Raw genomic sequence first — 286 nt, forward strand, 5'->3', positions numbered from 1 at the left:
AGATAGACCGACGCGAAATTGCGGCTGAAGACGGGCTGTTCCAGTTGCCTTGCGATATTCGCCTCGTCGGGCTGGTCGAGCAGCGCCAGTTGCGAGGCCAGGCCTTCCACCAGGTGCATGCGGCCTTCCAGCCAGCTCTGGATGTTGCTGGCGGTCAGGGTGCCGATTTCCCCGAGGTAGTTTTCTGTGTCCGTGCGCACGGCCTCGCGCTGTCGGTAATCGTTGTAGAGGATGAAGCAGCTGAAGGCGAAAACTACCACCAGCGCGGCGGCGAGAAGGATTTTCT

At 60.5% G+C, this 286-nt stretch carries 1 pseudogene; it reads right to left on the reverse strand.

The window, feature by feature from the left end:
- Window positions 1–286 (reverse strand): annotated as a pseudogene (locus BST14_RS32020) (cache domain-containing protein); the annotation flags it as partial.

The organism is Mycobacterium arosiense ATCC BAA-1401 = DSM 45069, assembly GCF_002086125.1.
GTDB lineage: Bacteria > Actinomycetota > Actinomycetes > Mycobacteriales > Mycobacteriaceae > Mycobacterium > Mycobacterium arosiense.